Source organism: Clostridium neonatale (genome assembly GCF_001458595.1).
In the GTDB taxonomy this organism is placed as follows: domain Bacteria; phylum Bacillota; class Clostridia; order Clostridiales; family Clostridiaceae; genus Clostridium; species Clostridium neonatale.
The window spans coordinates 334,547-355,485 of the sequence record NZ_LN890328.1; the positions used below are offsets into that span (position 1 = coordinate 334,547).

At 28.8% G+C, this 20,939-nt stretch carries 22 protein-coding genes; 20 read left to right on the plus strand and 2 right to left on the minus strand.

Annotated elements, in window-relative coordinates:
• Positions 1 to 27: 27 nt before the first annotated feature.
• From BN2920_RS08615 to BN2920_RS08635, 5 genes are all read left to right on the plus strand, one after another.
• Positions 28 to 585, plus strand: a complete 558-nt coding sequence (locus BN2920_RS08615) for a glycerol-3-phosphate responsive antiterminator (protein WP_058294613.1) — start codon at positions 28 to 30, stop codon at positions 583 to 585.
• A 190-nt stretch (positions 586 to 775) separates the two neighbouring features.
• Positions 776 to 2,275, plus strand: coding sequence for a glycerol kinase GlpK (gene glpK / locus BN2920_RS08620; RefSeq protein ID WP_058294614.1), 1,500 nt, complete (start codon positions 776 to 778; stop codon positions 2,273 to 2,275).
• A gap of 150 nt (positions 2,276 to 2,425) precedes the next feature.
• Complete coding sequence (locus BN2920_RS08625) at positions 2,426 to 3,853, plus strand: NAD(P)/FAD-dependent oxidoreductase (RefSeq protein WP_058294615.1); 1,428 nt, start codon at positions 2,426 to 2,428, stop codon at positions 3,851 to 3,853.
• Between the two features lie 13 nt (positions 3,854 to 3,866).
• Positions 3,867 to 5,147, plus strand: a complete 1,281-nt coding sequence (locus BN2920_RS08630) for an NAD(P)/FAD-dependent oxidoreductase (protein WP_058294616.1) — start codon at positions 3,867 to 3,869, stop codon at positions 5,145 to 5,147.
• Position 5,148: 1 nt separating this feature from the next.
• Positions 5,149 to 5,496 carry a DUF1667 domain-containing protein gene (locus BN2920_RS08635; RefSeq protein ID WP_058294617.1) on the plus strand — a complete coding sequence of 116 codons (348 nt, stop codon included), beginning with the start codon at positions 5,149 to 5,151 and terminating at the stop codon, positions 5,494 to 5,496.
• Between the two features lie 206 nt (positions 5,497 to 5,702).
• On the opposite strand, the gene BN2920_RS08640 is transcribed toward BN2920_RS08635, so the two are convergent.
• The gene (locus BN2920_RS08640; protein ID WP_058294618.1) at positions 5,703 to 6,701 is read right to left on the minus strand and encodes an inorganic phosphate transporter; all 999 of its coding nucleotides are present in this window, start codon (positions 6,699 to 6,701) and stop codon (positions 5,703 to 5,705) included.
• On the minus strand, positions 6,694 to 7,320 hold the full coding sequence (locus BN2920_RS08645) for a DUF47 domain-containing protein (RefSeq protein ID WP_058294619.1): 627 nt from the start codon (positions 7,318 to 7,320) through the stop codon (positions 6,694 to 6,696). The genes BN2920_RS08640 and BN2920_RS08645 overlap by 8 nt, the downstream gene beginning before the upstream one ends.
• A 592-nt stretch (positions 7,321 to 7,912) precedes the next feature.
• On the opposite strand from BN2920_RS08645, the gene serS reads away from it, so the two are divergent.
• The 15 genes from serS to BN2920_RS08700 all read left to right on the plus strand — a co-directional run bounded on the left by serS (position 7,913) and on the right by BN2920_RS08700 (position 20,937).
• Positions 7,913 to 9,193 (plus strand): serine--tRNA ligase, encoded by a 1,281-nt coding sequence (gene serS, locus BN2920_RS08650; protein ID WP_058294620.1) that lies wholly within the window; start codon positions 7,913 to 7,915, stop codon positions 9,191 to 9,193.
• Between the two features lie 399 nt (positions 9,194 to 9,592).
• Positions 9,593 to 9,748 (plus strand): hypothetical protein, encoded by a 156-nt coding sequence (locus tag BN2920_RS22065; protein ID WP_242868346.1) that lies wholly within the window; start codon positions 9,593 to 9,595, stop codon positions 9,746 to 9,748.
• Between the two features lie 79 nt (positions 9,749 to 9,827).
• Entirely contained in the window at positions 9,828 to 10,097 is a 270-nt protein-coding gene (locus tag BN2920_RS08655; RefSeq protein WP_058294621.1) for a hypothetical protein, read from the plus strand.
• 25 nt (positions 10,098 to 10,122) lie between these two features.
• A complete protein-coding gene (locus BN2920_RS21365) occupies positions 10,123 to 10,263 on the plus strand; it encodes a hypothetical protein (protein WP_157065768.1) in 141 nt (46 codons plus the stop codon).
• A 3-nt stretch (positions 10,264 to 10,266) separates the two neighbouring features.
• The gene (locus tag BN2920_RS21370; protein ID WP_157065769.1) at positions 10,267 to 10,440 is read left to right on the plus strand and encodes a hypothetical protein; all 174 of its coding nucleotides are present in this window, start codon (positions 10,267 to 10,269) and stop codon (positions 10,438 to 10,440) included.
• Between the two features lie 243 nt (positions 10,441 to 10,683).
• Positions 10,684 to 12,480: a MutS family DNA mismatch repair protein gene (locus BN2920_RS08660; RefSeq protein ID WP_242868348.1), complete on the plus strand. Its 1,797-nt coding sequence runs from the start codon at positions 10,684 to 10,686 to the stop codon at positions 12,478 to 12,480.
• Between the two features lie 79 nt (positions 12,481 to 12,559).
• The gene (locus tag BN2920_RS08665) at positions 12,560 to 12,748 is read left to right on the plus strand and encodes a hypothetical protein (RefSeq protein ID WP_058294623.1); all 189 of its coding nucleotides are present in this window, start codon (positions 12,560 to 12,562) and stop codon (positions 12,746 to 12,748) included.
• A gap of 679 nt (positions 12,749 to 13,427) precedes the next feature.
• Positions 13,428 to 13,922 (plus strand): peptidoglycan recognition protein family protein, encoded by a 495-nt coding sequence (locus tag BN2920_RS08670; RefSeq protein WP_058294624.1) that lies wholly within the window; start codon positions 13,428 to 13,430, stop codon positions 13,920 to 13,922.
• A gap of 130 nt (positions 13,923 to 14,052) precedes the next feature.
• The gene (locus BN2920_RS21915; RefSeq protein ID WP_159115982.1) at positions 14,053 to 14,202 is read left to right on the plus strand and encodes a sortase family protein; all 150 of its coding nucleotides are present in this window, start codon (positions 14,053 to 14,055) and stop codon (positions 14,200 to 14,202) included.
• Positions 14,203 to 14,402: 200 nt separating this feature from the next.
• A complete protein-coding gene (gene hcp / locus BN2920_RS08675) occupies positions 14,403 to 16,076 on the plus strand; it encodes a hydroxylamine reductase (protein WP_172437794.1) in 1,674 nt (557 codons plus the stop codon).
• A gap of 269 nt (positions 16,077 to 16,345) precedes the next feature.
• The gene (locus tag BN2920_RS08680) at positions 16,346 to 17,050 is read left to right on the plus strand and encodes an MBL fold metallo-hydrolase (protein WP_058294625.1); all 705 of its coding nucleotides are present in this window, start codon (positions 16,346 to 16,348) and stop codon (positions 17,048 to 17,050) included.
• A gap of 319 nt (positions 17,051 to 17,369) precedes the next feature.
• Positions 17,370 to 18,200: a glycoside hydrolase family 19 protein gene (locus tag BN2920_RS08685; RefSeq protein ID WP_058294626.1), complete on the plus strand. Its 831-nt coding sequence runs from the start codon at positions 17,370 to 17,372 to the stop codon at positions 18,198 to 18,200.
• Between the two features lie 310 nt (positions 18,201 to 18,510).
• Positions 18,511 to 19,044: a GNAT family N-acetyltransferase gene (locus tag BN2920_RS08690; RefSeq protein ID WP_058294627.1), complete on the plus strand. Its 534-nt coding sequence runs from the start codon at positions 18,511 to 18,513 to the stop codon at positions 19,042 to 19,044.
• A gap of 57 nt (positions 19,045 to 19,101) precedes the next feature.
• Complete coding sequence (locus BN2920_RS08695; protein ID WP_058294628.1) at positions 19,102 to 19,755, plus strand: hypothetical protein; 654 nt, start codon at positions 19,102 to 19,104, stop codon at positions 19,753 to 19,755.
• Between the two features lie 237 nt (positions 19,756 to 19,992).
• Positions 19,993 to 20,937, plus strand: coding sequence for a helix-turn-helix transcriptional regulator (locus BN2920_RS08700; RefSeq protein WP_058294629.1), 945 nt, complete (start codon positions 19,993 to 19,995; stop codon positions 20,935 to 20,937).
• The last annotated feature ends 2 nt before the right edge of the window (positions 20,938 to 20,939 follow it).

Here is a 20,939-nt window from a genome sequence, read left to right on the forward strand (position 1 = left end):
TATTATGTTATTAATTGAGGAGTGAATATGGACATTAAAGATTTACTGGAAGAAAATCCAATTATAGCGGCTGTGAAGAATGAAGAACAGCTAAATTCAGCCTTAGAATCATCTGCTAAGATTATATTTGTATTATTCGGAGACATCACAAGTATCGCGAGTATAAGTGAAAAGATAGAAGAAAGTGATAAGATTGGCATAATTCATATAGATTTAGTAGAAGGTTTTGCAAACAAAGAAATCGTTATCAAATATTTGAAAGAAAAAACCAAGTTTCATGGGATTATCAGTACAAAACCTCAAATTGTAAAAGCTGCTAAGAAGTATAATTTATTAGCAATTCAAAGGGTGTTTATTTTTGACACACTTTCATTAAATAATGTAAAAAATCACATGATAACTGAATGTGATGCTTTAGAAGTATTACCAGGTGTAATACCGAAAGTTTTAGGTATTATTTCTAGAGAAACTAAAAAACCTTTAGTTTCTGGAGGATTAATTGAAAGCAAGAACGAAGTTATACAAGCATTAAATAGCGGAGCAACTTGTGTATCAACAACCAAAAAAGAAATTTGGGATATGTAGCTATAGAGATTTAGAGTGGAAGCCACATAAAACAAAATTGTATAGTAATTTCCTGTACAAGACGTATGATGTATTGAAATAGACATTATAGGTATATGTTTTATGCGGCTATAATTATTAAAAATAAGCTTACAATAAAATTATCATAAATATTATTTTTATTAAATTTGAAAGGGTAGGTGTCATATAAATGGGAAAATATATAATAGCGTTAGATCAAGGAACTACAAGCTCAAGAGCAATAATATTCGATAAGGAACAAAACATTTTAAATTTAAGCCAAAAGGAATTCACACAAATTTATCCAAAGGCAGGATGGGTAGAACATAATCCATTAGAAATTTGGGCAAGTCAATATGCTGTTTTACAAGAAGTAATAGCAAAAGCTAATATAACACCTGAAGATATAGCAGCCATAGGCATTACAAATCAAAGAGAAACTACAATAGTTTGGGATAAGAATACGGGAGAGCCTGTATATAATGCAATAGTATGGCAATGTAGAAGAACAGCGGAAATAGTTGATGAATTAAAAGAAGATGATGAGTTTTCTGCATATGTAAAGGAAAATACAGGCTTATTATTAGATGCATATTTCTCAGCAACTAAAATTAAATGGATTTTAGACAATGTTGAAGGTGCAAGAGAAAGAGCCGAAAAAGGAGAATTATTATTTGGTACAGTAGATACATGGCTTGTATGGAAGCTTACTAATGGTAAAGTTCATGTAACTGATTATACAAATGCTTCTAGAACTATGCTTTATAATATTAAGGAATTAAGATGGGATGAAAAAATACTAGAAAAACTTGAGATTCCGAAATCAATGTTACCAGAAGTAAAAAATTCATCTGAAGTTTATGGATATACAAACCTTGGAGGAACAGGTGGAATTAGAGTTCCAATAGCAGGTATGGCAGGAGATCAACAATGTGCTTTATTTGGACAAACTTGTTTTGAACCAGGAAGTTCTAAAAATACTTATGGTACAGGATGTTTCTTATTAATGAATACTGGAGACAAAATGATACAAAGTAAAAATGGATTAGTAACAACTATTGCTATTGGAATTGATAACAAAGTAGAATATGCTTTAGAAGGTTCTGTTTTTGTAGGAGGAGCTGTAATTCAATGGATTAGAGATGAACTTCAATTAGTTGATGATGCAGCAGATACTGAATATTTTGCAAAGAAAGTTGAAGATAATGGCGGAGTATATATTGTCCCAGCATTTACTGGACTTGGGGCTCCACATTGGGATATGTATGCTAGAGGTGCTATATTTGGATTAACAAGAGGAGCTAATAGAAATCATATCATAAGAGCAGCACTTGAATCTATAGCTTATCAATCAAGAGATTTAATTGATGCAATGGAAGAAGATTCAGGATGCAAGCTTACAAGCCTTAAGGTTGATGGCGGAGCAAGTAGAAATAACTTATTAATGCAATTCCAAGCAGATATAACAGGTTCAGAAGTTGTTAGACCAATAATAACTGAAACAACAGCTCTTGGTGCTGCTTATTTAGCAGGACTTGCAGTTGGTTTCTGGGAATCTAAAGAGGAAATTGCAACAAAATGGTCAGTGAGTCAAACTTACACTCCGAATTTAGATGAAGATAAAAAAGAAAAGCTTTATAGAGGATGGAAGAAAGCTGTTGAAAGAGCAAAAGGCTGGGAAGAAAATTAAAGGAAATATAGACAAGTATACATTTACATGATATAATTAGTATATAAATAAATATTAATGCTGAGAGAATATAGAGTCAGGCATAAAATATAGGTATACATACCTTTGTTTTTGCTTGGCTCTTTTTGCTATGATTAAGGAGGAAATATGATGTATGATGTGGCAATAATTGGTGCAGGAGTTATTGGAAGCTCAATTTTTAGAGAATTAACAAAATATGATTTGAAAGTACTTATGCTAGAGAAAGAAAATGATGTAGCAATGGGTACGTCAAAAGCAAATTCAGCAATAGTACATGCTGGCTATGATCCCAAAGAAGGAACATTAATGGCAAAGTACAATGTCAAAGGAAATGAAATGTTTGAAGATTTATGCAGGGAACTGTGTGTTCCATTTAAAAGGAATGGATCTTTAATCCTAGCATTTACAGAAGAAGATATGGAAACTGTAAAGAATTTATATGAAAATGGTGTTAAAAACAAAGTAAGAGGTCTTCAAATATTAAGCAGAGAAGAGGTTTTAGAAAAAGAACCCAATTTAAGTGAGAACATATTAGGTGCTTTATATGCTCCAACAGGAGGAATAGTTGGTCCATTTGAATATACAATAGCGTTGGCTGAAAATGGAGTAACAAATGGTGGAGAAATAAAGTTAAATAAAGAAGTTACAGGAATTGAAAAGAATAATACATTTAAGATTTCTACTAAAGATGGAGAAGTCATAGAAGCAAAATATGTTATTAATGCAGCTGGACTTTATGGAGAGGAAATTCATAACTTAATCTGTAAAGAAAGCTTCAAGATAATTCCAAGAAGTGGTCAATATTTTGTTTTAGATAAAAAACAAGGTGATCTAGTAAGCCATACAATTTTTCAATGTCCATCAAAAATGGGGAAAGGTATTTTAGTTACCCCAACTGTTCATGGAAACTTATTAGTTGGACCAGATGCAAGGGATATTTCTGATAAAGAAGATTTAAATACTACTAGTGATGGCTTAAATTTTGTGAGAGAAACATCAGGTCTTACTACAGAAAAGATTAACTTTAGAGATAGTATAAGAAACTTTGCAGGACTTAGAGCAAATTCAGATCGCAACGATTTCATTGTAGAAGAAAATGATGAAGTTAAAGGATTCATTGACGTTGTAGGAATGAAGTCCCCAGGACTTACATCAGCACCAGCTATAGCAGTTGATGTAGTTGAAATTCTAAAAAATAGCGGATGTGAATTGAAGAAAAAAGAAAATTTCATAGGAAAAAGAGAACAAATTCACTTCATGGACCTTTCACCAGAAGAAAAGGCAGAATTAATAAAGAAAAATCCACACTATGGAAGAATGATTTGTAGATGTGAGAGCATAACTGAAGGTGAAATAATCGATGCAATAAATAGATGTTTTGGAGTACCTTCTTTAGATGGAATTAAGAGAAGATGCAGACCTGGTATGGGTAGATGCCAAGGAGGATTTTGTGGACCTAGGGTACAAGAAATAATATCAAGAGAATGTAATGTACCTCTTGAAGATATAGTTCAAGAAAAGAATGGTTCATATATCTTATTAGGAAAAACAAAGTAGGAGGCGTACGGTTATGGATTATGAATTAATAGTAGTAGGTGGAGGACCAGCAGGACTTGCTGCAGCATATGAGGCATATAATAATGGAATAAAGAACATATTGATTTTAGAAAGAGACAAAGAACTTGGCGGAATATTAAATCAATGTATTCATAATGGATTTGGTCTGCATACTTTTAAAGAAGAGCTTACAGGTCCTGAATATGCAGCTAGATTTATAGATTTAGTAGAAGAGACTGAAATTAAAGTAAAATTAGATACAATGGTACTAGATATAAGTGAAGGAATAGACGAAAAATCTAATGAAAAATATAAGGTAGTTCATGTTATTAATAGTGAAGAAGGATATATGGAATTAAAATGTAAGGCATTAATACTTGCAATGGGATGTAGAGAAAGAACAAGAGGAGCTATAAATATTCCTGGTGCAAGACCTTCAGGTATATTTAATGCAGGAGCAGCTCAAAGATATATTAATGTAGAAGGCCATATGCCAGGCAAGGAAGTTGTTATATTAGGATCAGGTGATATAGGACTTATAATGGCAAGAAGAATGACACTTGAAGGTGCTAAAGTTAAAGCAGTAGTTGAGCTTTGCCCATATTCTAATGGATTAAACAGAAATATTGTTCAATGCTTGAATGACTATGATATTCCATTATACTTATCTCATACAGTTGTAGATTTAGTTGGAAAAACTAGATTAAAAAAAGTTATTATAGCTGAAGTTGATAGCAATAAACAACCTATAAAAGGAACAGAAATAGAATTTGATGCAGATACATTACTTCTTTCAGTAGGATTAATTCCAGAAAATGAACTATCGAGTAATGCTGGGATTAAAGGGGATAGAAGAACTAATGGATTAGAAGTTACAGAAAGTATGGAAACTTCTTTAGAAGGCGTATTTGCTTGTGGAAATGTTGTACATGTACATGATTTAGTTGACTTTGTAACTCAAGAATCTAAACATGCAGGAGCTTGTGCAGCAAAATATATTAAAGGGAAACTTAAAAAAGAAAGCTATGTTAATATAATAAACGGTCAAAATATTAATTATACGGTACCACAAAAAGTTGATATTGAGGCTGTAGATGATAAATTAACAGTATTTATGAGAGTAAATAATATTTATCATAATAAAGTTTTAACTGTAAAATGCAACGGCGAAGTTATAGCTAAATTCAAAAGAGAACATTTAGCACCATCAGAAATGGAAAAAGTGACTCTACCAAAAGTTTTATTAAATAAAGTAAAAGGCGATATGACAATATCTTTAGAGGATGGTGAATAAAATGGAAAAGGAAATAATTTGTATATGTTGTCCAAAAGGATGTCATTTAAAAGTAAATGCAGATGAAAATAAGGTTAGTGGTAATAGCTGTGAAAGAGGAGCTGAATATGGAATAAATGAAGTTACTAATCCAGTTAGAGTTATTACTTCTACTGTAAAAGTTGAAAATGGAGACTCGCCTGTAGTTCCAGTAAAGACTAAAAACCCAATTCCAAAAGCACTTAACTTTAAGTGCATGGAAGAAATAAATAAATGCACAGTTAAAGCACCAGTTAAAATTGGGCAAGTTATAATTGAAAATGTACTTGGGACAGGTGTAGATATAGTTGCTACTAAAAATGTAAAATAGGCTTATAAGATTTCTTGATTCAGATGAAGTGTTTTTAAGAAGAGGATAATATGAGTAATAGATTTATTTAATAAAAGAGAAATTCCAACAGAAAAACTTGAATTAAATAATAGAGCATAAAATACCAGTTATGATTAAATCACTAGTGTTTTATGCTCTATTATTATTTATTTATAAGGTTAAATGAAGATGGGATTTTTATTAATTTAGAGAAATAATTTTACAGCATAAATGAATAATGCAGAAAAAATTGCAGTGATTGGAATAGTTAATATCCATGCCCATACAATGCTTTTGGCTACTCCCCATTTTACACTTTTTAATCTTTTAGAGGCTCCAACTCCCATAATAGTAGTAGTTATTATATGAGTTGTACTTACAGGTGCCTTAAAAAATGTCGCACATAAAATCACCAGTGATGCACCAGTTTGTGCAGCAAAGCCATTTACAGGAGTAAGCTTTGTCATACCACTTCCCATAGTTTTGATTATTTTCTTTCCACCAATGGAAGTACCAAGTGCTAAAGATAATGCACATAAAAATACTACCCATACAGGAACTTTAAATGAACTTATTAGTCCTCCACTTAAGAGTGACATTGTTATTATTCCCATTGATTTTTGAGCATCATTTCCACCATGATTAAAAGCCATAAATGCACCTGCTAAAATTTGCAGTTTTAAAAAGATTTTATTAACGAGACGTCTTTTACAATTTTTTAAAATGGAATTTAATATATTCATTATTATGTATCCAACAAAAAAGCCAATTACAGGTGAAAGAAAAAGCCATAATACAACACTATGAAAGAGGTTATACCAGTTTATTACACTAAAAGAATTATTATATGCAATTCCACCGCCTAAAAGTGATCCAATAAGTGCATGAGAAGAACTGCTTGGAATTGCAAAATACCATGTGAGTATATTCCATACTATAGATACTATTAATACACACATAATAACCCACTGAGGGGTAACTGTATGACTTACAATATTATCACCTACAGTTTTTGCAACAGCAGTTCCTGTAAAAGCACCAAGAAAATTAAAAATACAGCAGATGATTATAGCATTTTTAGGAGTAAGTGCTCTTGTTGTAATTGAAGTAGCTACTGCAGTAGCTGTATCATGAAAACCATTTATAAAATCAAAGATAACTGCAAAAATAACTATTAATATAACAAGCATAAGAGAACTATGCATTTTTAATCACAACTCCCTCTATAATATTGGCGACTTTTTCACAATTATCAATTGTGTTCTCTGTAATTTGATATATTTCTTTTAACTTCATAATAGTAATAGGATCTTTTTCGTATCTGAATAATAGTGCAACAGCGTTTCTGAAGAGTTTATCCGCTTCATATTCTATTGAAGAAATATACCTGATTTTATCAAGAAGATTTTTTGATTTGCATCCATTTAATCTTATTTCATTCATTAAATCACAAAGACTTTCGGTGATATTTAACAAAAAATCAGAGGCTTGTATGATTTCAGAAGTAGCATTTGTTATGTCAAACATTATAAAACGGTGCATTATAGAATTAATACAATCAAGTATATTATCCATTTCTTTTACTATTTCGTATATGTCTTCTCTGTCAATTGGGGTAATAAACGCCTCGTCCAATTCCTTGGTTAAGGTAAGGACTAAAGCATCACCTGCATCTTCAAGTGCAGTTGTTTTTTTTAATTGCTCTTCTTTTTTATCAAGACAATCTAAGCTACTTCTCAAAATTTTAGCAGATTCATGAACTGTATTAGCAGATTCTGACAACATATCGTAAAATTTATCTTCCTTATTATTGAATTTAAACATTATTCCACTCCTTTGGTGTTATTATTTTTATAAATATGTCAAAATAGAAAAAATTTTTACTCATTAGTAAATTATACAACTTTATTTACAAATATTAAATCGTTGTTAAGATTAATATTTTATTATTAAGAACATGTTAAGAAGAAAATAATATGGATTTAGTAGTTATTATATTTTTTTTAGTTTAGGTAAACTATTTTTCGGGTATGTATTTGTTACATTTACTTTTATAAATAATAAATTAAAAAAGTACTTGTAAAAAATTTTATTTAGTTCTATACTACTTAATATATAATATTTTTATAAGGCGTTTTTATAAAAGCTACGACTTATTAATGTCTTCAGAGAGCTGATGGATGGTGCAAATCAGTGATTATTGTAAGTCTTTCCACTTTTAGAGCTGCTGGCGATGAGTCAGAGGGTTATGCCCTTTATAGCATATTGAAGAGGTCGGTATATATTATATGCTGGCAATTTAGGTGGCAACGCGGATTTTTTCGTCCTATTTATAACTTTTAAGCTATAAATAGGACGTTTTTTATAATAAACTAAAATAATCAATAGAATTTAAGATGAAATTTTGGAGGGAATTATGTTAGATTTAAAATTTGTTAGAGAAAATCCTGAAATTGTAAAACAAAATATTAAAAATAAGTTTCAAGATTATAAGTTACCACTTGTAGATGAAATAATTGAGCTTGATAAGAAATCTAGAGAAGCGCAAACAGAAGCAGATAAATTAAGATCAAACAGAAAAACAGTATCTAAGCAAATCGGTGCATTAATGGCTCAAGGTAAAAAAGATGAAGCTGAAAAACTTAAAGAACAAGTAAATAAAGATGCAGAAACATTAGCAAAACTTGAAGCAGATGAAAGCAGACTTCAAGAAGAAGTAAAAGAAAGAATGATGAAGATACCAAACATCATCGATCCTTCAGTTCCAATAGGTAAAGATGATAGTGAAAATGTTGAAGTTGAAAAATTTGGGGAACCTAAAGTTCCTGACTTTGAAGTACCATATCACACAGAAATTATGGAAAAATTCAATGGAATAGATCTTGATAGTGCAAGAAAAGTTGCAGGTAATGGATTCTATTATTTAATGGGAGACATAGCAAGACTTCATTCGGCTGTAATTTCATATGCAAGAGACTTTATGATAGATAGAGGATTTACATACTGTGTACCTCCATTTATGATAAGAAGTAGCGTAGTTACTGGCGTTATGAGCTTTGAAGAAATGGATTCAATGATGTACAAAATTGAAGGTGAAGATTTATACTTAATTGGAACAAGTGAACACTCAATGATAGGTAAATTTATAGATACAATTCTTGATGAAAAAACTCTTCCTCAAACTTTAACAAGTTATTCACCTTGCTTTAGAAAAGAAAAAGGTGCTCATGGAATCGAAGAAAGAGGAGTTTATAGAATACATCAATTTGAAAAGCAAGAAATGATAGTTGTATGTAAGCCAGAAGAAAGCAAAGAATGGTTTGAAAAACTTTGGAAGAACACTGTTGATTTATTCCGTTCATTAGATATACCAGTAAGAACACTTGAATGTTGTTCTGGTGACTTAGCAGATTTAAAGGTTAAGTCAATTGACGTTGAAGCATGGTCACCAAGACAAAAGAAATATTTTGAAGTTGGAAGCTGTTCAAATCTTTCAGATGCTCAAGCTAGAAGACTTAAAATACGTATAAATGGTGAAGATGGAAAGAAATATTTCCCCCATACATTAAATAATACAGTAGTAGCACCACCAAGAATGCTTATAGCATTTTTAGAAAATAACTTAAATGAAGATGGAACTGTAAATATTCCAGAAGCATTAAGACCATATATGGGTGGAAAAAGTATTTTAAAGTAAACACAAAATAAAATTTTTATATTTCATTTTTAATGACATTTGTACATTAAATTAGGAACCATATCAGAGGAATATGCAAATTCTAATCTGATATGGTTCCTTTTTTAGAAAGAAAAAATAGTTTATTCATTATTATTTATTTCAGATGCATAGTAATCTATTTTATCATTTAGCTTTTTCATATGGTTATTAAGAGTATTAATTTGAGATTCAAGAAAAAGCATTTGCTATTGAGCAAGCAAATTTTTTGTCAGTGCATTTACAGAAGGCTTAGCTATAGAGCTAAAAGAAGCTGATGATAAATTACAAGCAAAAGAATTAGTACCAGCAGCAACCAAAACTAACTTTGGAAATATTGCTAATGATATAGTTAATTATGATTATGATAATAGTTTTGGAATGTATCATACAGGTAAAGACATGGCTGAATTTCTAGTTGAACTTTATGAAAGTGATAAGATTGTAGGAGCTGTAGATAGAGAAACATTTGAATTTAAATTATTAGAGCTTCTTATGCCTTATGCAGGAAATTCAAAGCATAATCAAAAAATATAACAGATAAATACTTGGCTTTTATATAAATTAAAGCTATAATGTAAAAAATATGTATTTCAAGTTAATTATGGAGGTAAAGATGAAAAATTATATATTAATATATGACGATTGTTGTTTTTATGAAATAGTAACTATATGCTATTATTTGAAATTCACGAATAATAATATTGTATTTTGTTCATTAAATGGTGAAAAAATTACATGTACGGAAGGGACTACTATTGAAGCCAATAGGGCATTATCAGATATTAAAATAGAAGATGTTTTATCTTTTATTTTACCTGATGAAGAAGAGGCAGAGCATACTATGTATTTTGGAGAGAGTGTGGATTCATATCGTTTGAAATAATATTTTGAAATAAATGGAGATTATTATGTTAATTATATTTATAGCTATAGTATTCATTATGTTTTTATTATATTCGTGGCTAAATATATCAATAAAAGAAATTAAAAAACAATTAGATAGTATTGAGGATATGATTAAAGATGAGAATAATAAAAACAAGGAATGATAAATGTGTTTTATAGTTTTTGATTTTAATCCAAGTAAAAATAAAGAACGTGCATTTTTAAATAAAATATTCTTTTTAGATGACAATCTGATATTTGTAAATTTACTAATTTTGGGATATTCATATGAAGAAAATAGAAGTACAAAAAAGCTATCTGTTGAAGAAATAGTGTTGTAGTTTATAAGATATTTAAATATTATGCACAATAAAACTTCCTTTATTTTGAATTATAATCATTTTAAGGTATAATTTGAGGTGATATATAAGAAAATTAATATTTAAGATAAATGTATTAATATTAAACTAAGTATAAAAATTTGTACACTATCAAAGATAGGAATGATTATAATGCAATCACTTAAAGTATATGCAAATAGAAAAAGGAAATATGATTTACTAATAAAAAAGCAGAAGAAATATATGAATAATTTAATCATATCAAAAGTTATTATTGTTATATTAGGAGGAATATCTTTAATAAGTTTATATTCACTTAAGAATAGTTATTTTTTTATGATTATAGCTATAGTGACTATTATTTTATTATTTTTTTTAGATTCTTTGTATAAAAACGTAGAAAACAAAAATAAATATACAATAATCTTGCATGATATAAATAAAAATTCTATAGAAAGATTAAATGGCAGATGGAATCTTTTTGATGATACAGGTGAAGAATTTATAGATGAAAATCATAATTACTCATATGATTTAGATATTTTCGGTAAAAATTCTTTATTTCAATGGATAAATACTTCTAATAGTTATATGGGAAGGCAAAAGCTTAAGAATGTATTAACAGAAATACCTAAAGACAAACAAGATATTTATGATAGACAAGCAGCTGTTGAAGAGCTTGCAGAAAAAATATATTTTAGACAAAGACTTGAAACAGAGGGAAAAAAAATTCCTAATAGCAGGCAAGATCCAAATGAACTTTTTTTATGGATGAAACAAAGAAATAAAAGAATAATAGAAAAACAAGTAATTTTTGTAATATGCATTTTATCAACAGTAACAACAATACTTACAATAACTTTATTTACTAGAATAGTAGCTTTTTTATTTAGTTTTTTATTAGATATTCCAATCTTTGTACCTAAAATATTTTATTCAGTACCTTACTATATTCCTGTTTTACTTATTGTTATTCAATTGATTATTTTAATGATAAAAAAAGAAGATAGAATGAATAATCTCATTATTGCTGAAAGATATAATAACAGTGTAAGCACATATAAAAATATGCTTAGGTATATAGAAAAACATAGATTTAGATCAAAATATATTATAAATTTATGCAGGGAGCTTTGTAATGCTGATGGTGAAAGCTCATCTAAACAAATAAGTAAATTTTCTAGAATTTGTGAGTGTATAGCAAGTAGACGTAATATGGTTTATCTTATTTTGAATCCAATTCTAATGATGGATTATCATTTAAATATTTCTCTCGAAGTATGGAAGAAAAATAGTGGCGCCAATTTTGAAAATTATCTCAATGTAATAGCTGAATTAGAAGCGTTATGCAGTCTTGCAGTTATTAGATATGATAATCCATGCTGGAGTATGCCTAAAATTGAGGATAAAAAAACAAGGATTATAGCTAAGAATATAGGACATCCACTTTTGGGAGAAAAACGGGTGTGCAATAGTATAAAATTAGAAGAACCACATGAAGTTATTCTTATAACAGGTTCTAATATGTCTGGAAAAAGTACATTTATGAGAACTATTGGAATTAATATTATTTTAGCATATGCAGGAGCACCAGTATGTGCAGATAAATTTAATTGTCCTATTATTGGCTTGTATACTTGCATGAAAATTAGTGATAATTTGAAAGAAGGAATCTCATCTTTCTATGCAGAAATTCTTAAAATTAGAAAGATAGTTGAAACTTCAAAAGAAGGAAAGCCAATATTATTTTTATTAGATGAAATTTTTAAAGGAACTAACTCAAAAGACAGGCACACTGGGGCTAAGGTCTTAATAAAACAATTAAGTAAAAAAGGAAACATTGGATTTGTATCTACTCATGATATAGAATTAGGAGAAATGGAGAAAGAAAGTGATTCAAGGGTAAAAAACTACCATTTTTCAGAGTATTATGTTGATAACAAGATCTGCTTTGATTATAAATTGAAAACTGGAGTTTCAAATACAAGAAATGCTGTGTATTTAATGAAGCTAGCTGGCATTGAAATTGAAAATAAATAGGTGAAAGTTATTATAAAGTGATTAGAAAATAATGTTTTGGAAATAGATTTAATAAAGACATTATTTTGGAGGGTTAGTCATGGTAAATGAGCTTTATATAACAATATTTAAATTAATATGTATCACAGGTATTTCTCTTTTATTAGCAATGATTAGTGAGATTTGTACATTAATTGTGTATATGAGAAAATTAAATGAACATATGAAAAAAGCAGTTGTAGTTAATTATAGGCAAAATCATAATTGGGTATCTAATGGTAATAATTAATTAAAGTATAAAAATTCTAAAATTCCTAAATTTTCAAGAATTTTAGAATTCATATTCTTAAGAATTTACTTATTTAGCTGAAATTAAGTGAGATATTAAAATAAAAAGATACGTAATGCATAACGGGCTTGCATTACATATCTTTTTTTATCCTAATTTAAAAATGATCAGCAAATATAAATGCTTTATCATTACTACTGTTTATACCTATGGCAATAATATTGAAAATGAGATTAAAAAAAGAGAATAAAAATAAATGCGATTTTGAAATAGAAATTCAAGTGATATTCAAATTAACAATATAACACTAGTTATGCTGAAATTAATTCTAAGAAATATGTTATAATTTCAGCTTTTATTGAAGCAGAATATACTGATGCATCAACATTGACTTTCACTCATAAAACATGGAACTATATTCATGATGAGCAAGATAAGAGGATTATAGGCTTGTAGCATACTCACCCTAATTAGGGGATTTTTATCCAATTATTATATATTTATCCACATTTTTTAAACCTCCAATGGCAAATAGCGTATGTTGTTGATCTTATAGCAGAAACAAGAGGGGGCAATGGAAAAACTATAGTTAGGGAAAATTGATAAAAAATCAAATCCAAATTATCTTAGCAAGCATAATATATTTATAAAGTATTTAAATATGGTGTATGGAGGCTTAATGAAGAAATATATTAAAAAAGCTATGCTTAAATTTGATGGCGACCTTGAAATCTTAAAAAATCCAAGCTATATAGTTATTCATCATACTGGAGAAATAGGATGGGATGTTTATAAAACTCATGAATACCATAAATCCTTGGGATGGAAAGGGATTGGATATAACTATTTTATAGAAGAGGATGGACGAATAATAGAAGGAAGAGGAATGCATGTAGGAGCTCATACTAAAGGGCTGAATAATATATCAATAGGAATTTGTATGTCAGGAAATTTTGATTTGAATTATCCTTCAGAAGAACAAAGAAAATCCTTGTATAGACTATGTAAAATATTTATGAATAAATATAGTATACCAATAGATAAAGTTATAGGTCATAGGGAAGTTGAAGGCGTAAATAAAAGTTGCCCAGGATACAATTTTGATATGAATAAATTTAGAGAAAGTTTATCTAGTACTTTTCATAAAATGATAAAGGCTTTGATAACAGTATAATAAATTATTCTATAACACAACATTCTTATAATAAATATTATCTCCATAGCTATGCAAATAATAATCCATCTATTTATGTAGTTGATGCGATGCCAAGACAATAGACATTAATCATTACGCATGTGAAAAATTGTTAGATTATATAAAAGTATGTGAAGCACGTTCAGTATTTAAAAGAGATGTTAATCTTAATAAGGGTGACAAGATAATGAAATTAATTACATGTACTTATGAGACTGATAATTCACATACTCTAGTTAAAACAAAACTTATTAATTAGAGTTCTTTAACCAATTAAAATATTGAATAAACTGAATTAAATTAAGGAAATATAGAAATAGCAAAAGAATTTATATATCTGAATTAATAGCCTAAACAATTAGTTATAATAATTATTAATTATGGTATTAGGCTATGTTGGTGATTTCTAATGCTTTAATAAAGAAGAACATAAAAATAAAGATAGGAGTGGAAATAGTTATGGGAAATAATATGGATATTGAATATCCAATGTTTTGTTATCAGTGTGAGCAAACAGCAGGGGGAAAAGGGTGCACTAAGCTTGGCGTATGCGGCAAAACACCAGAAGTTGCAAACCTTCAGGATTTATTGATATTTCAGATAAAAGGAATAAGTTGCTATGCAAATGAAATAATTAAGAAAGGTGAAAATGTAGATAAATCAATAGTTAGTTTTATTGAAAACAGCTTATTTACAACACTTACAAATGTCAATTTTGATGCTGATGTTCATGTTGAAATGCTCAAACAGTCTCAAAAAATAAAAGATGAATTAAAAAAGAAAGTTGGAAAAATTAAAAATGATACTGCGCATGTTACATATACCTTAAGCGACAGCAAGTCTGAGATGCTTAAGGATTCAAAAATAGCAGGAATTATGTATGATAAAGAGTTAGACCCTGACATACGTTCACTAAGGCAGACTATAGTATATGGATTAAAAGGAATAAGTGCATATGGACATCAGGCAAGGGAACTTGGATATTATGATGATGAAGTTGATAACTTTTATGTGAGGGCTCTTGAAGCAGTATGTGATGACAATTTAACTGTTGAAGACCTTATAAGATGGACTATGAGAACAGGTGAAATGAGCATTGCTGTAATGAAAAAATTAGATGAAGCTAATACTACTGTTTATAAAAATCCAGAACCTCATAAGGTTAATGTACATATTAAAAAAGGTCCTTTTATAATAGTCTCAGGACATGATTTGAAGGATTTGGAGATGATTCTTGAGCAGACAGAAGGTAAGGGCATAAATATATATACTCATGGAGAAATGTTACCTTGTCATGGATATCCTGAACTAAAAAAATATAAGCATCTTGTAGGAAACTATGGAGGAGCATGGCAGGACCAACAGAAAGAATTTGACAACATTCCAGGATGTATTTTAATGACTACAAACTGTCTGATGAAGCCAAGAGATTCTTACAAAGATAGAATATTTACCACCAATGTAGTGGGATGGGACGGAGTGCAATTTATAGGCAAAAATGAAAATGGTCAGAAAGATTTTACTCCAATAATAGAAAAAGCTTTAGAACTTGGAGGATTTAAGGAAGATCAAGAGCCACATGAAATACTTGTAGGTTTTGGTCATCATGCAACATTAAGTCATGCAGAAGAAATTGTTAGTGCAGTTAAAGACGGAAAAGTAAGGCACTTCTTTGTAATAGGTGGATGTGATGGTGCTAGGCCAGGAAGAAATTATTATACTGAATTTGCTACTAAGGTTCCAGAAGACTGTATTATCTTAACACTTGCATGTGGCAAATATAGATTTAATAAGATTAATTTTGGGGAAGTTGCAGGGCTTCCAAGACTTCTTGATGTTGGTCAATGTAATGATGTATATTCTGCAGTGAGAATAGCAACAGTACTTGCAGATGCATTTGAAACTGATGTAAACAGCTTACCACTTTCTATAATATTATCATGGTATGAACAAAAAGCTGTTGCAGATTTGCTTGCACTATTATCCTTAGGAATAAAGGGGATGTATATAGGACCATCACTTCCAGCATTCTTTAGTCCAAATGTTCTTCAATATTTAGTTGATACATTTGACTTAAAGCCAATAAGTATACCAGATGATGATTTAAAATCATGTCTAAAACAAGAAATTTAAAATAATGAAGAATAATAGCATTATTAGATAAATAAAAATATCTGATAATGCTTTTTTACACTAAAAGTTAATAAACGAAAGAGTAAAACAAAAGATTTTATTCATATAAACTTAGTTAAAATATAATATATAACTAAAATTAAATATTATCTGAAAAATTAAAGTGAAATGGTATAATACAACGATAATTATATAGAATATACGTTTATAAATTAATTAAATGAAGCATTTTAATTAAATAGCATATGTAATAGAAAGGAGTATTAGAAATGAACAAACTGAAATTTATAGGAAGAGGCTCTGGATATAATGTGAAAGAAGGAAATACAAGTGCATACATTATAAAGAATGAAGTTCTTCTTTTAATTGATTGCGGAGAGGGTGTTTTTAAAAGAATTATTGAAACTAACTTGATTGATGGCATAAAGGAAATACGCATACTTATTACTCATATGCATGGTGATCATGTGGGATCACTAAGCAGTTTTGTTGGATTTTCTTTTTGGAAATATCATATATGCAGTAAAATATATTTCCATGAGAAAAGTGTTTTAAAACAGTTCTTAGAATTAACATCTATGCGTGAAGGAGAAAGCTTTATAATTGATGATGGTAAAAATATCAGAATAGATAAATTAGGGTTAGAATTTTCAGCAATACTAACTAAACATAATAAAAGAATTAATACATATTCTTATACATTAAAATTTGACGAAGGTAATGATATTTTTTATAGCAGTGATACATATGAAACAAATTTTGATATTGTACCATTTTTAAAAGACGGTAATATAGTATATCATGATACATGCTTAAATGATTGTGAAGGTAATGTTCATACTTCACTAAGGGTATTATGTGAAAAGGTTCCAAGAGAACTAAGGAAAAATGTTTATTGCATACATATTGATGGGGAAAATTTCATTGAAGTAGCTGAAAATGAAGGGTTTAATGTTCCACATATTTTAGTTTGATTAATTTTAAAGAGGTGAATTCCAATTAATAAGATAGATTTACAGACTAATTCTATTATATCTGACGGAACATCAGCACTAGAAGAACTTATACACGATCTCTAATTGAAAATGTAAAAGCATTATCCTAATACAAACTATATTATTTGTAGCATTAGATATGAGCTATCTCGAAATTTACATAATGATTACAGTATTCTTTTTTAGTAAAGATATAGTTGATAAACATCAATTATTGTAGCTTTAGTGGCTGCTTATCTTTGTTTTAAAGAACATAATTAATATATTTTTCATATTATGTAACAAGGAGGAGAGAGTTATGTCTAAAGTATGGAAATGGTGCTTAGAGGAAGATGGAAAACTGTTAAAAGGATGGCAGCAAGTAGAGAATAATTGGTACTATTTATATCCTAATGGAACTATGGCTATAGGATGGGCTCAAGTAGAAAGTAGATGGTTTTATTTAAATAAAGATGGTGTAATGCAGAAAGGCTGGTTACAGGATAAAGGAGAATGGTATTATCTTGAGGAGAAATCTAATGGGCATCAGGGAGAAATGTATGTAGATGGTGCTTATATAATAGATGGCAAGTCCTATAAATTCAATTCAAATGGTGTATGGATAAAAGATAGCTTAGTTACTAAGGAGCAATTAAATGCTGTTGGATGGAAAAATGTAAGTGATTTTGTAGTGAAAGATTTAAATAACTGTCTACAAAAATTTAATATTAATACACCAGAAAGGATAAGACATTTTATAAGTCAGTGCAGCCATGAGAGTGCTTGTGGAATTTATACGAAAGAATTAGCTTCGAGACAGGCTTATGAAGGAAGAAGAGATTTAGGAAATGCACAAACAGGTGATGGAAAAAAGTATAAAGGTGCAGGCTATTTACAGTTAACTGGACGTTCTAATTATCAAGCTCTAGCAAACTATTTACCAGACCAATTTGTTATGAAAGGTGTAGACTATGTTGCTGATAATTATCCATGGACTAGTGCAGGGTTTTGGTGGTATAAAAACAACATGAATACTTTATGTGATAAAGGAGCAGACTGCATAACCATAACTAAAAAAGTTAATGGCGGGACTAATGGATTGGCTGACAGGCAACGTTATTATGACTTATGCTGCAATATATTTAAATAGAATCTGTTATAATATTTATAGCTAGAAAGAGTATATGCAAATTAATATGAACTATAAAATTTAGAAAACAACTAGAAGCAGTATGTAGTTTTATATGGTCTTCTTTATAATGGACATTTAAAATAATAAAAATGTTTATTATGAAGAAGACCATATTTTTATTAGAGGAAAGTAAAAGGTACATTAACTTTCTCATTTATATAATGATGTACAACACACTTTAATAGAATTATAATGTAATTATGTAATTTATTAGAAATGTTAATTTTAAATTGAAACGCAAATTTAACTGATAAGGGAGAATATATAAATGAAAATTGAGATAAAGGATTTGATTATTCGTAATTTTGAATTGAGTGACGAGAAGGATTTATGCGAATATATGGTGCAGCGAGTTAATGCAGAACTTGAATCATATCCAGATTTTACTTTAGAGAAGGCGAAAAAAGAGATAGAATTCAGAGCACAAAGCGATGAATTCTATGCAATTGAGTTGAAAAAAGAACATAAGGTTATTGGAAATATTTATTTAGGAAAAAGGGATTTTAACGCAAGAGAACTTGGATATGTTTTAAATGAGAACTATCAGAATAAGGGATATGGAAGTGAGGCCAGCAAAGCGGTGATAGAATATATGTTTAATAAAGGTATTCATCGGATTTATGCAGAATGTGCTCCTCAAAACATACCTTCATGGAAGGTTATGGAGAAAATTGGTATGAATCGTGAAGCATATTTTAGAAAAAACGTTTCTTTTCATAAAGATGCTAATGGACATCCTATATACTGGGATACTTATGTATATGCAATATTAAATCCATGTGAAGAATCGGAATGTGATTGATAAATTTCAATAAGTGAAGTAGATTGAAAAGTTGTAATTTGAATTGGAGAGTGATTTATGAATTATGAAGAAATAAAATATAAATTAAATAATGTTTATTTTATCAATGGTACTGCTTATGCTGGTAAATCAACTATTGTAAAAATGATATCAGATAGATTAGGTCTTTATTTTTGTGGTGAAAATTATAATCTTGATAAAGTTCTAAGAAAAGTAAAACCTAAAGAATACCCCAATTTATGTTATTTTAAAACTATGAAAAGTTGGGAGGAATATGTATCTAGAACACCAGAAGAGTATGATGCATGGATTACGGGTGGACAAGTTGAAATTACTCCTTTTGAAATTGAAGATTTAATAGAATTATCAAAAAATCAGAAGGTTGTTGTTGACACTAATATTCCAGTGGATATTTTACATAAAATATCAGATTATAATCATGTGGCTATCTTATTATCACCACAGTGTATGTCTGTAGATGAATTTTTTAATAGAAAAGATCCAGAAAAATTATTTATTCTTGATCAAATAATGAAAACAGAAAATCCAGAACTAAATTTAGAGAATTTTAAGAAATGCATTAAAAAAGTAAATAGTTTAGAGCACTATAATGATTTTTTGAATAGTGGATTTAAATGTTTTATTAGAAAAGAAAATAGCAATTTAGAAGATAGATATAATCAAATTATTAAACACTTTAAATTAGTATAGAAAGATTTAGTTTACTAACATGCAAATCTCGATTTGTCGCTCAAATATAGTATATGCCTCTGAAAGTGGTGGTATAGTTTTTTTATATCACCACACCTTAGAGAATAAGGTGGAAATAAATTTATCAAAAATACTGAAATTGAGTTTTGGATACTAATATAAAGTATTTATGATATATAATTATAAATATAAATTGTTTTTAATTTTTAATAAATAATTGATAGAAAGTGTACTGCTATGAAGATTGATAGGTTGTTAGGAATATTAAATATACTAGTTAATACAGATAGAATTACAATAAAAGAGCTGGCAGAAAGATTTGAAGTTTCTAAGCGTACAATTTTTCGTGATTTAGATACATTAAATAAAGCTGGAATTCCTATAGTTACATATTCAGGTATTGGTGGAGGAGTATCAGTTGTTGAAGGATATAAATATAAAAAAAGCATTTTTTCTAGGAATGATATAAAAAATATTTTTACTGCACTTTCTGGATTGATGAGCATTAATAAAAATAATGACTTAATAAATCTTATGGCAAAGATAATACCAGAAGAAACAAAGACTATATTTTCAGAAAGTGACTATTTAATTGATTTATCATCATGGTTTAAAGATAGTATTACACAGGAAAAGGTTCTACATTTGCATGAAGCAATAGAAAATCACAAATGTACTTGTATTGAATATATTTCTAAAAACTCTAGAAAAATGAGAATTGTTCATCCATATAAACTTGTTTTTAAGCAATCATATTGGTATTTATATGGCTTTTGTGAGGAAAATAATGAATTTCGTTTGTTTAAGGTCAATAGAATTGTTTCATATAAAATTTTAAATATAAATTTTAATTACAAGTCAATTGAAAAAATTGACTTTAGGAATGATTTTGGTGCTGATTTATTTCATCCAGAAGATTCAAGAATATTATATAATGTTACATTAGAATATAACATTATTAATGAGTTTTTTCTAACAGGTAAAATTGATGCAAAATTTTTTCATAGGAATAGCAATGAAGAAAATGGGTGCATAATATTTCAAGTAAGTGATTTAGATTGGACAGCAGATTTGGTTATAACCATGCAGGATAAAGTTAAAGTTATATGGCCACTACAATTAAAAGAAAAAGTAAAATTACGAATAAAAAATATGAATGGAATTTATAAAGATGACATATAGGT

Bases quoted from the DNA above. Each gene is read 5' to 3' on its own strand.
- BN2920_RS08615 (WP_058294613.1), top strand. From the start codon at position 28: ATGGACATTAAAGATTTACTGGAAGAAAATCCAATTATAGCGGCTGTG.
- glpK (WP_058294614.1), top strand. From the start codon at position 776: ATGGGAAAATATATAATAGCGTTAGATCAAGGAACTACAAGCTCAAGA.
- BN2920_RS08625 (WP_058294615.1), top strand. From the start codon at position 2,426: ATGTATGATGTGGCAATAATTGGTGCAGGAGTTATTGGAAGCTCAATT.
- BN2920_RS08630 (WP_058294616.1), top strand. From the start codon at position 3,867: ATGGATTATGAATTAATAGTAGTAGGTGGAGGACCAGCAGGACTTGCT.
- BN2920_RS08635 (WP_058294617.1), top strand. From the start codon at position 5,149: ATGGAAAAGGAAATAATTTGTATATGTTGTCCAAAAGGATGTCATTTA.
- BN2920_RS08640 (WP_058294618.1), bottom strand. From the start codon at position 6,701: ATGCATAGTTCTCTTATGCTTGTTATATTAATAGTTATTTTTGCAGTT.
- BN2920_RS08645 (WP_058294619.1), bottom strand. From the start codon at position 7,320: ATGTTTAAATTCAATAATAAGGAAGATAAATTTTACGATATGTTGTCA.
- serS (WP_058294620.1), top strand. From the start codon at position 7,913: ATGTTAGATTTAAAATTTGTTAGAGAAAATCCTGAAATTGTAAAACAA.
- BN2920_RS22065 (WP_242868346.1), top strand. From the start codon at position 9,593: ATGTATCATACAGGTAAAGACATGGCTGAATTTCTAGTTGAACTTTAT.
- BN2920_RS08655 (WP_058294621.1), top strand. From the start codon at position 9,828: ATGAAAAATTATATATTAATATATGACGATTGTTGTTTTTATGAAATA.
- BN2920_RS21365 (WP_157065768.1), top strand. From the start codon at position 10,123: ATGTTAATTATATTTATAGCTATAGTATTCATTATGTTTTTATTATAT.
- BN2920_RS21370 (WP_157065769.1), top strand. From the start codon at position 10,267: ATGTGTTTTATAGTTTTTGATTTTAATCCAAGTAAAAATAAAGAACGT.
- BN2920_RS08660 (WP_242868348.1), top strand. From the start codon at position 10,684: ATGAATAATTTAATCATATCAAAAGTTATTATTGTTATATTAGGAGGA.
- BN2920_RS08665 (WP_058294623.1), top strand. From the start codon at position 12,560: ATGGTAAATGAGCTTTATATAACAATATTTAAATTAATATGTATCACA.
- BN2920_RS08670 (WP_058294624.1), top strand. From the start codon at position 13,428: ATGAAGAAATATATTAAAAAAGCTATGCTTAAATTTGATGGCGACCTT.
- hcp (WP_172437794.1), top strand. From the start codon at position 14,403: ATGGGAAATAATATGGATATTGAATATCCAATGTTTTGTTATCAGTGT.
- BN2920_RS08680 (WP_058294625.1), top strand. From the start codon at position 16,346: ATGAACAAACTGAAATTTATAGGAAGAGGCTCTGGATATAATGTGAAA.
- BN2920_RS08685 (WP_058294626.1), top strand. From the start codon at position 17,370: ATGTCTAAAGTATGGAAATGGTGCTTAGAGGAAGATGGAAAACTGTTA.
- BN2920_RS08690 (WP_058294627.1), top strand. From the start codon at position 18,511: ATGAAAATTGAGATAAAGGATTTGATTATTCGTAATTTTGAATTGAGT.
- BN2920_RS08695 (WP_058294628.1), top strand. From the start codon at position 19,102: ATGAATTATGAAGAAATAAAATATAAATTAAATAATGTTTATTTTATC.
- BN2920_RS08700 (WP_058294629.1), top strand. From the start codon at position 19,993: ATGAAGATTGATAGGTTGTTAGGAATATTAAATATACTAGTTAATACA.